This is a genomic window from Furfurilactobacillus rossiae DSM 15814 (assembly GCF_000428925.1).
GTDB lineage: Bacteria > Bacillota > Bacilli > Lactobacillales > Lactobacillaceae > Furfurilactobacillus > Furfurilactobacillus rossiae.
In genome coordinates this window covers 178012-188435 of the sequence record NZ_AUAW01000004.1, presented here as the reverse complement: position 1 = coordinate 188435, position 10424 = coordinate 178012, and the positions used below count along the sequence as shown (strand labels likewise).

Here is a 10424-nt window from a genome sequence, read left to right as displayed (position 1 = left end):
TTAATAGGTAAACTAAAAGTTACAGCGTCATTTATAACATACTTTTCAATGCTTTAAAACCGCGTCACTGTAGGGATTGACGCCCACATTTTCTTTCAATTATTAGACCGTTCCACTTTAGTAATACGTTTTACTTAAAACGTTGTTTACGAAACCCTATTCTAGTGCAATCGTTTGTCTTCACGGCTTATTGTTTTAGTCACTATACCAATTTCTGATTAAAAAAATTCAATCGCTTACATATTATTAATCTTAAACAAAATGTAATGGTTATATTTCCATATTCGTAATATTTAACTAGTTCACTACCTGTCAATTTTCGGTTTTATGAACCGGTTAACCTATTTTCGAACAGCATTTTTCCAAAATGGTGTACACTATTATTCAATGTCATCTCTTTATGACTGTTAGGAGTTAGGAGGTCGAGCATAATAGTTAAAAATTCTGCCATTCATAAGTTATCGCCCTTCAAGTCCTTATCCACTGAGCAGGGCAAACTGAAAACGAAAATCGAGGACTTTTGCAATTCGCATATTCAAGCTGAGGATAACAAACCAGCTATCTTTACAATTCATGGCGACGCCGGCACTGGGAAAAGTGTTGTTTTAAGTCAGCTATTCAATGATATTCAAACCGCTGCGCGCACAGATTCAACCAGCCCATTGTTTGATACGACGAATATTTTTCTCGTGAATCATCCAGAAATTCTCAAAGTCTATAAAGAACTAGCCGGTCAACTCCCTAACTTACGGAAAAAGGATTTCGACCGGCCGACTTCGTTTATTAACCGCTCACATAAGAACGGTCACCACAGTGATATCGTTATTATTGATGAAGCTCACTTACTGCTGTCCAAACCGGACAGATACAATAACTTTGATCAGCAAAATCAGCTACTAGAGATTATTAAATTAGCGAAGGTTATTGTCTTAGTGTTTGATACTCATCAAGTCTTAAAAACAAAAAGTTTTTGGAATGAACAACGTTTGCAACACCTGATTGCACCGTACCCACATGTTGATTATCAGCTTCACCAGCAATTCCGAATGCACGCAAATCAAGCCGTCATCGATTGGATTGATAATTTGACAGCCCGCCGACTCACACCTGTGCCAGTAAGTACTAAAGACTTCGAATTGCATATATTCGATGACGCCCAAGCGATGTACGACCGTATCAAACAGGATGATCAACGTGTTGGCCTCTCACGAATCGTCGCAACGTCTGGCTATCCTTCTAGGCTCGATGGTGGCAAACACTATGTAACAGAAGGACACTTCAAATTACCGTGGGATCAATATAATTATCAAGCCACTTCATGGGCAGAAAAACCAGAAACCATCAATGAAGTCGGTTCTATTTACACTGTCCAAGGCTTCGACCTTAACTATGTTGGTGTCATCCTCGGTCCGCCGTTTGATTACGATCCAATCACTCAACAAATGATCGTCAACACGAACCGGGTGACAGATCCCGAGGTCTTCAAACGACGTGATGATTTAACGGACCCACAGGCAATCCAGCAAATTAAAGAACAGCTGACGTTAAACGTGCTCAATGTGTTAATGAAGCGTGGTGTATACGGCCTTTATATCTACGCAAGTCAGCCTGCGCTTCGGCAACGATTGTTGGAATTAGCGTCGTCAAAATAAACTAATCAATCAAAATAGACGTTTTGCACGGCAAAAGCTTGTGCAAAACGTCTATTTTAGTTACATATTGAAAAATTAATGAGCACTTGAATCTAGTCTAGAGTGTCTGGCAACTTTGTTACAGCAATTGCATATTCCATACGTTGCTGCGCTGTCAGCCGAAGCATACCGCTAATGGCAGCCACAAGTGCACGCTACGCCTTTTAAAAAACTCCGATTCAAGACTTCTCTAATCATCTTGCAAATCTGTCGTAATCTCATTACGGCCACGGCCTTTGGACTGATACAGCATCCGATCTGCTCGATCGTAAAGATGGTCAGCTTCGTCGTCGCCATCTCTCAATTGGGCCAAACCAAACGACATCGTAAATTGAATCCGTGATCGTTGATAAATGACCGTCTTGTTCTCTGCATTAACCTGAATTTCACGGGCTAACATCTGTGCCATTTCCATCGTCATTCCAGTCAGAACCATTTCAAATTCTTCACCGCCCACGCGATAAACAGAAATGTCCTTATCATTGCCAACATATTCATGAAGCATGTTACCGACCGTTGTTAACACACGGTTTCCACCAAGATGACCGTACGTGTCATTAATTCGTTTGAATCGATCAATGTCCATCGCTATTAAAATCAAAGAATCCTGATCCTGTTTTGATGTCTTGTATGCCTTATTAAAAGTGGTTGCAAACGCAGCGTAATTGGCTAGCCCTGTCAGTTCATCGATAGTTGCTTGATGAACACGCTGCACGTAGGAACGATTATCTCGATCCAAAAAGATAATCGCGAAGTATAACACGATATCCATCACCCAAAAGATGGCAATTTGCGTGTACATATCGGATAATGTTATCCGCTGTTGGATGGGAAAGTGCATCACGTACACGAGTAACCAGAACAGTGGAACCAACACAATGCTGGTCACGACCACGGTTACCATCCGTGATGTCCATAGTCGATGCCGCGCAACACCCAGTAGCCAAATAATAACAGCGTAAAAAACTAGAAACAGTAGGGAACGTTCCATCTGAGTACCGCCGATTAGAACGATTCTGGTTAGAAACTGAAGAGCTAACACGATGTACGCTGTTTGTTGCCCAATGAAAAAGACAACGTACATCAACAACAACATCCGAATGTTAACAAACGCATAGTTGGGCCCCACATGAATCGTTGCGTATTCGAAATAGATGCCAAGCAGACCAAAGTAGATCACACTGAGTACCTTCAACCGGCCTTGCTGATAATTCAGCGAGAATTTAGGATCATGACCGGGATGAACCCAAATTCGTCGAACAAGAATTTGAAATAGGAAGATGATTCCTAATTCAAAGAACAGGCCCGTCAATAACGGATTTAAGTTCCAGTGCGTCAATGTCATCCTTAAAACTCCTTTCTGGTTGTATCAGCGCGCAGTTCCTGACGAGATTCTGCATCAACAACCATTACACGTCATACTCTGTTTCTTTAATACCAGCATTCATCATGTCATAGGGATTGTGCATCGTATTATCGTCAAACTCAGCCACCCCGATAACAAGCGACAATTCCATCATTTCTAACGCCTTGGCGCCGTTGGCAGCCTTAGTGAAGTTATCCCGAATCCGCTGAGCAGCAATACGTGCCCCGGCTGCGTCGGTAAACATCAACGTCCCCCATGTCGGCGTCACGGTGTCCAAAATGTACCCAATGTCATTATCGCGGGTTGATTGAACGATTGTATCCGACACCAGACGAATCAGTGCATCCATCTGTTCATCGCCCATCATCCGTTCCAGTTCGGAATAATAACGCACGCGGATAATGATTGTCGTCACCGGAATCTTAAAACGAGTATGCGTTTCAAGGTACACGTTAGCGTCTTCGATATAGGAAACTGTGGTCCGCAAGTTCGTCTGGGCATCAAACGCACCACGCTCAACCATATCGGTCGTCAATTGCTGATTCTTCTGTTGTAGCTGACGTTGCATCGCAGTCATCCCATAAAAGCTCAGTGATAACAGCAATGGCATGAATAGCCAAAAGACTAGCGCCAGGTTAACCGTGTGATGCTGAACCACATTGAGGTATATCATCACCAGTCCCTGAATAAACATAAACACAAGATTTAAGGTGAGGCCGGTGGTTAAGCTAAAGAAGTAGGTCGTCATCACCAGCGCAACACTGATGCCCAAATAGAGTGTATTCAGCAATAGGCTACTCGGCGTTGCACCGAAAAAGACAGCGGTAATCGCAATCAGCCCTAGGAAGGCCAACAAACAAGCATCCGCCATCAAACTAGCGTTATTTGTCTGATGATTGTTTTTCATAAGAACGGCCTCCCTTCCCAATTCGTTGACCGTTCTTGCGGAACATTAGGAACAGCGCATACGCGATGACCACAATCATCAAGAATGCCAAACCAAGGTAAATGGCTAGTGCTGAGTGTTTATGGATTGTTTGTGTAACAGTCGGTTTAGCTTCGGCATTCTTATGCTTCTTAAACCGATAGTTATAGTGATTATTGTCTCGGTCAACCAAAATAGCGTCCCCAGTGTACTGTTGAATGTTGCGTTGGAAATTAATCTGCGTTGAAGCCATTGCCACATCACGACTGTGCGCCGCAGTAACAACCAGCACACCTAACCGTTTGTTCCATGGCGACCGCAAGAGCTGGTTCGTACCAACAGTTTGACCATAAGCCGACTCAATACTGAGTTTCTCGTTCGAAAGGAAACCAGTAAACTTTTTGTTGTATTTGAAGTACAACTTGCTATTCAACGACTTAATAAACTTATTGTTTGCCGGTGTTCCAAACGCAATGACGTGGTGTTCGCGAAGAACAGACTTAGACGGTGTCTTCGTGTAAAACTGAATTGAACCAGTGTTACTTTGAGCAAAATTACCAATCAAATTAAAAATGTTCGTCATGGTAGTAAAATCACTATCGCTCAGTGTCTTTGGCCGCACGATGGCTAAATTATTGAATGACTGATTTTTAATAAACAGGCTTGGATAATTGCTAAAGAGGATATCTGTCACCGGTTTGGACTTAATGTAAGCCCGCGAGTCCGGTTCCACGAACGCCCATGGTGTCTGCGCATTATCGCTATCACTTTGATCCTTCATTTCGAGATCGAACGCTACCCGAATAACAAAGCTATTACCCAGCGACTGGCCGGTTGGCAGATTAACAGTGAGTTGATCATTATTGGCATTGGCCGCAGTCAATTTTTTACTGCCAATCGGCTTACCGTTCACATAAACAGTAGCCAGTGAGCGTGTGAAATCAAGGTTCTTTGCATACCGGAAGTGTACCCGGATCTTGCTCCCGTCCGCATTCGTCCGGTCCGTCGGCAAATTAACGAAATAAGTGCTCTCCTGATGTTTCGGACCCGTGATTTGATCGCCAGTCGACGTTAATTTACGGCTGCCTTGATACTGCAGATCCGACGTAAATGTTTGGGTAGCTGCGGAGACATTTTTAGTATCTGCGCTGGTTTCCTTCATCAACTCAGCGTTAGCAATGAACCGCGCGGCCTTCTCCAAGTCTTTGCCGGTTGCAGCGGTGACTAAAAGCACATGTTTGTTCCCGTCATAAATCGTTTTAAGCACCGCATGTTTAGCAACATCCTGACGACTCACAGCCGCCTGATATTTCTTGGGCAGATGCTGATAAGTTGCCATGACGATTTGATAGTCAGCTTTCTTAGCCTTGCTCGTATCAAACGTAGTCACGGGAATTTGGTTATTCTCGGTAGTAATTACCCGTGCATAACCGGCTAAGGCGTACATGCTAGCTGTCAACTCATCATTAGTCGCCTGCTTGGGCACTGAAATGACCGAGTTGTGGTTCACAATGGTATCCGGTCCGCTGAAATGGTCGTAGAACGATTTAATGGCCATTTCTGGATCCTTCAAGACGTAGCGGAAGTTAACGTTTGCACCGCTATATAACGTGAACCAATTAGCTGGCGTTTGCGCTACCTCCGCCTTGCTGCCGTCAGAATTCAAAATTTGGCCGCTGATCTTAATGTTGTTCGTCCCACTAAGCAAACGGGTCGGAATGTCGACACTCTTCGTTTGTAAACCAGACTTATTTTCTGGCCTGAACGAATAAAATTTAACACCATTAATCGAGACGGTGATGTCAGATGTATCGCCATTAGTTAACTGGCTAACCTGATAGTTTAAATTCAGTGTTGCCTGTTTAACGTCCCAGTAATCCATCTTGATAAAGTACGTATTGGCGGTAATTGAATTGCCGGACAACGTTGTGGTGCTGTTTTGAAACGGCTGCGTGTACGTTTGTTCATCAGCGGCCTTTGCCGGTGTTATTGCGATGACCAAACTAAACGCGAGTGCGAAGACCAGCCACAGTAATGAAAATCCTTTACTGGTACCGCTTTGTCTTGTACCATTTCGCTTGTTTATGAAAAACCTGCTCTCTAACATAACCCACCATCCCGTAAGCGGCTACTGCAAGCCACATTTGACTATATGTGATGTACATCAAGATAATTATGAGAACGTTGCTAAAGTTCATCTCGCCCTTCTCCGTTGTGATTGTAATGTACGTACTGGCAACGAAGAGGACAATTGCCAGCAACCATAACGAATTGCTGAACCCCTGTAAGTTTGAATGAACCTTGCCAGCTACCGAAAGGACAAATACGGTATCGGATAAAACTAGCGACGTCATCAGGAGAAAGTAAATGGACAAAAAGTACAATAAATCGAAACGAATTGGCCGGCCGCGTTTAGTAAATAGTAAATGCGTGTTTTTTAGGATGACGTAGATATTTCCCTTAACCCACCGCGTTCGTTGGTGGAACCAGACGGACAATGTTTGTGGTTCCTGCTCCCAGGTAACTACCTTAGGTTGAAACTTGATGTGGAAGCCCTTCATGTAAATCCGAAAACTAATTTCCGTGTCTTCGGCTAATGCTTTCACATCCCAGCCACCAACATCTTCGAGCAGTGACCGACGAATGACGTAATTTGTGCCCGGAATCGTGCATAAATGAAATAACTGTTGTCGCCCGGCCTGCGCCATCCATTGAAAGGATAGCGTCTCGATGTTAATGAAGCGTGTGAGTAACGTGGCATTACGATTGCGCGTCCGAAACTTGCCAATCACTGCACCCAACGTATCATCAGCCATTAACTCGGCAACCAGAATTCGAAGCGCACCACTTTCTGGCGTGTTATCCGCATCATAAATGGAAATGACATCGCCCTTGGCAGCGGCCAGACCAATATTCAGGGCGTTTGACTTCCCTTTACCACCATTGGTCTTGTCTGTATTGATAACGTGAACCTGGCGATGAGGGTACCGCTTTTGCAAACGACCCAGCAATTCTGCCGAATTATCATCCGAATTGTCATTAATGATGATGATTTCGTAACGATCGTGGGGATAATCGAAGTTTAATAGTGACTCAACTGTCTTCACGATAACAATACCCTCGTTGTGAGCAGGAACCATCACCGATACAAACGGCACTTTTTCCGGCAGTTCACGCGCGGGTGTTTTTACCTGGCGTAGATAATTGACATATCCTGCAATGACCAAAATGATATTTACGATTAAAATGGTCCAAATTGCCAAGATCGCAATAAAGAGAAAAATATCGAGAATGTTAATGATGGTCCCTCCTTTCAAGATGCCAAACTGACTGTGCAAAGTTTGCCGCTACTTCTTTTTAAACATGCGCCAGTACACCTGACGACCAACAATATAAAATGCGAGTAAGACGATTAGCGACACAATCATGAAGAAGAACAGGAAGACACCATCCACGCTAAAGAATGTGTTTAGCGCCCCTGTCGGCGTAACTGGTGTTGGTTTAGTCTGTTTTGGCGGATTGTACGTTGGTACCACCGTTAACCGCCCGTTTAAGTAATAATTGCCATTACGATAGTGAGCCCGCTGGTTGGCAACCGTCGTGGTGCCACTAAACTTGCCAGCGCTTGGATCCAGCCAACTAACCTTGGCAGCACTCACGCGTTTGACTAGCCCCGTCAAGTCCTTTTGGCTATCAGGCATTGTCATGGTAATTGCTGTGGGCGATGAAAATGAGAGATTTGTTTGAGCCAAATTGGTACCGTTGTGGACAGTCTCTAATGACTGCTCTTTGAGTCCATAAAATGTCCGTTTGTACACACCGGCAGTATTATCTGCATCGGCGTTTTTAGTTTCAGAAGGGTTGCCCGTTAGAATGACATTATTGCTATATGACAACGCAGCTGGCCGATAGACCAAGTCTTGATTCCAGTAATTAGGAGTGCTCATCCCAACCGGAAACACCTGCCGGGCAATAAGCCGCCGGATCTGCGTTTGCATCAACTGTGTCAGTTCCGACTGAGTACTGGCCTTGGGATAATATACAACGGGAGTTCGCAAAAAGATGACGCCGCCATGGTTTTCAACCCACTGCAGCTCACTCGTAAACCGTTTGTATGCCGGCAAATCGGTATTAACGGAAATACTGGTTGTGCTGATGGCAAACGGAATCCCGTTGTTCTCTAGATCTGTGGCTAGCTTGTGTAGTAAATCCATATTCCTAAATGGCGTCACGTCTGTAATCGTCAGCAATGGCGCATAAGTAGCCGTGTGACCAAAAAAACGGGCAATTAACCGACTGGCAACAACGAAGCTCAGGCCATTTGGTGTCAGATAAGGTAGGTACGCACTGTTTTCATTGATGACGCCGTACGGTACTTTTTGGGCATTTTGACTTTGTGGCACTAAGGTCCCGAATGTCTTCACTGTCGCTGGCGTCTGTGCCGTCACGGCCAAAGACTCACTAAAGGATAATAATTGCCGGGCCGATGACGTATGATCGCTTAACCAGTATTGCTGGTGATAGCGCGGACGAAGCGCCAAGCCAAGCGACTGCCGTTCATCCTTTGCCATTGACGGTCCAATGTGAAGCTTTAAACCCGTAAACGCCGCCCGATCATGAGCAAAGTGACTCGTTGTCAACTTGGCCTGTGACCAATTCACCATTGTAATAACAGCTTTAAAACGAAGCCGTTTGATATCACCAGTATGATATTGATCGATGCGAATCGTATGAACTTCTAGGTTCAATGATGTCAGCAATCGCTGCACTGCATCAATTTTTGCTTGATCACCCTTGGCGCGATTTTCGCTATCGTAAGCGAGTAATACACGGGGCGCATGGCTGACTTGACTGGCAGAAACTGTCACCGGTACTGACGATAGCAGTCCAAAAAATGTCAGGGTCAATAGCAGAATGGCACCAAAACGTTTCTTCATCGCTGCCCACCCCGCATTTCAAATACATGCCAGAGGCGGTGATTCAACAAGTCAGATACTAGTAATGCCAGCGACAAGTCCGTACACAACGGCACCATAAACAAGTGCTTTGCTAAGTCCGCATCGCCATCACCAATCACGGATGCAATAAAGGTCATGAAAATAATAGCCATGTTCGCAATGATGAGCGCCAGTCGAACAACCATCTCTGGATCACCATCACGAATGCCATGATAGGCGCCAAATGCATACACCCCGATGAAAGCGAAGGCAATTAGCACATAAAAAGCGAACGTTCGTGGGAAAAATGCGCCCATCATGGTGGAAAAGCCCGTAAAATAATGTGTTTGCGCATATTTTGGCTGACCGGCCGACTTGGTGTAATCACTAACTGCCTTAACCTGCGTCAACTGGCCATCCTTAGCGGCCAAATTCAGCAATGCGCCAAATTCTGACGGATGAGTCAGTTCATACTTCAAAATCCACATGAAGCTGAACTTATCCGTAAAGTGCTTTTGCATGTACTTGCCATTGACGTCAATTGGCGAATATCGATCAAAGTACGTTTGCCCTCGGGTCAACGCAAACTGACTGTCAATGCCACCCTGCATCAGTGCTTTTTCAGGATCCTTGGCCTTTAACAACACACCACGGGTCATCGATTGATATTCGTTAATATTATTAAACGTCTTTGTGATCAGTGCATAGGTTGCTACTCCAGACGCCAAAATCAGCACGGTGCCCAAAATGACGTACAACTTCTCGGCACGTTTGTGAAACACAAACAACAAACTTAGCATCGTCAACGCAAAGCCTAGTGCCAGCGGCGCATTTTGCTGTTTGTTTGTAATCAAGACCACCGTGCTGATAAAGAAGAGTAATACCATCGGCCAGCGCCGTTTGAAACGGTGACGTGCCAATAACAAAATCGAAGAAAACGAATAGAGCATGGCCACAAACATTCCTGGTTCTGCGAAGAAGGAATTAAAGTACAGTGTGTACGATGAATCGGCAAAAACAAACACGACCATTAACGCAATAATATAATTCCGCCACCGCTTCGAAGGAAATGTTAGCGCCTCGGTTAAAAGATAGATACCTCCTAGAAACAGCACGTAATAAATCAGTCCCATAAACCGAATGTCAAACACTTTGGTACTATAGACCAACATGTTTAAGCCAATCGCCGCCTTAATGAACAACGGCTGTGAAGAAAACAAAGCAGCTGACGACTCGTTAAAGTACTGCATGATGCCATATTTTTGAATCATGTATGTAAAAAAGTAATATGGTTTACCAGTTAAGCGATAGAGGCCGTTGACGTAGATGGCACGATCAAAATCGCCGTTGTTAGCGTAGCCGTTAACCGGTGGAATGAATAACAGGTACGCCACGATCAGTGCTGACAAGATCACTGCCAACGCCGCTGGTGAAACATGCGACCGAAACCACAATAGGCCTCGTGTCAGGCCATGCCGCAAATGCGCGCCCATTCAATCACCCCT

At 44.6% G+C, this 10424-nt stretch carries 7 protein-coding genes; 1 reads left to right on the top strand and 6 read right to left on the bottom strand.

Annotated elements, in window-relative coordinates; genetic code table 11:
• The first annotated feature begins 428 nt into the window (after positions 1–428).
• Positions 429–1652 carry a DUF2075 domain-containing protein gene (locus tag G400_RS0103510; RefSeq protein ID WP_026017213.1) on the top strand — a complete coding sequence of 408 codons (1224 nt, stop codon included), beginning with the start codon at positions 429–431 and terminating at the stop codon, positions 1650–1652.
• Between the two features lie 229 nt (positions 1653–1881).
• Here the strand turns inward: G400_RS0103510 and G400_RS0103505 are convergent, their stop codons facing one another.
• The 6 genes from G400_RS0103505 to wsfD form a co-directional block, all read right to left on the bottom strand.
• Positions 1882–3036 carry a GGDEF domain-containing protein gene (locus G400_RS0103505; protein ID WP_017262574.1) on the bottom strand — a complete coding sequence of 385 codons (1155 nt, stop codon included), beginning with the start codon at positions 3034–3036 and terminating at the stop codon, positions 1882–1884.
• 64 nt (positions 3037–3100) lie between these two features.
• Positions 3101–3964, bottom strand: coding sequence for a GGDEF domain-containing protein (locus G400_RS0103500; protein ID WP_017262573.1), 864 nt, complete (start codon positions 3962–3964; stop codon positions 3101–3103).
• Entirely contained in the window at positions 3939–6089 is a 2151-nt protein-coding gene (locus tag G400_RS0103495; protein WP_017262572.1) for a cellulose biosynthesis cyclic di-GMP-binding regulatory protein BcsB, read from the bottom strand. Before G400_RS0103495 ends, G400_RS0103500 begins: the two co-directional genes overlap by 26 nt.
• Complete coding sequence (locus G400_RS0103490) at positions 6028–7281, bottom strand: glycosyltransferase family 2 protein (RefSeq protein WP_026017212.1); 1254 nt, start codon at positions 7279–7281, stop codon at positions 6028–6030. Before G400_RS0103490 ends, G400_RS0103495 begins: the two co-directional genes overlap by 62 nt.
• 48 nt (positions 7282–7329) lie before the next feature.
• On the bottom strand, positions 7330–8919 hold the full coding sequence (locus G400_RS0103485) for a hypothetical protein (protein WP_017262570.1): 1590 nt from the start codon (positions 8917–8919) through the stop codon (positions 7330–7332).
• Positions 8916–10412 (bottom strand): glycan biosynthesis hexose transferase WsfD, encoded by a 1497-nt coding sequence (gene wsfD, locus G400_RS0103480; RefSeq protein ID WP_017262569.1) that lies wholly within the window; start codon positions 10410–10412, stop codon positions 8916–8918. Before wsfD ends, G400_RS0103485 begins: the two co-directional genes overlap by 4 nt.
• Positions 10413–10424: the final 12 nt, after the last annotated feature.

Excerpts from the sequence above, each read along its gene's own strand:
- G400_RS0103500 (WP_017262573.1), bottom strand. The coding sequence starts at position 3,964 with ATGAAAAACAATCATCAGACAAATAACGCTAGTTTGATGGCGGATGCT.
- G400_RS0103505 (WP_017262574.1), bottom strand. The coding sequence starts at position 3,036 with ATGACATTGACGCACTGGAACTTAAATCCGTTATTGACGGGCCTGTTC.
- wsfD (WP_017262569.1), bottom strand. The coding sequence starts at position 10,412 with ATGGGCGCGCATTTGCGGCATGGCCTGACACGAGGCCTATTGTGGTTT.
- G400_RS0103485 (WP_017262570.1), bottom strand. The coding sequence starts at position 8,919 with ATGAAGAAACGTTTTGGTGCCATTCTGCTATTGACCCTGACATTTTTT.
- G400_RS0103495 (WP_017262572.1), bottom strand. The coding sequence starts at position 6,089 with ATGTTAGAGAGCAGGTTTTTCATAAACAAGCGAAATGGTACAAGACAA.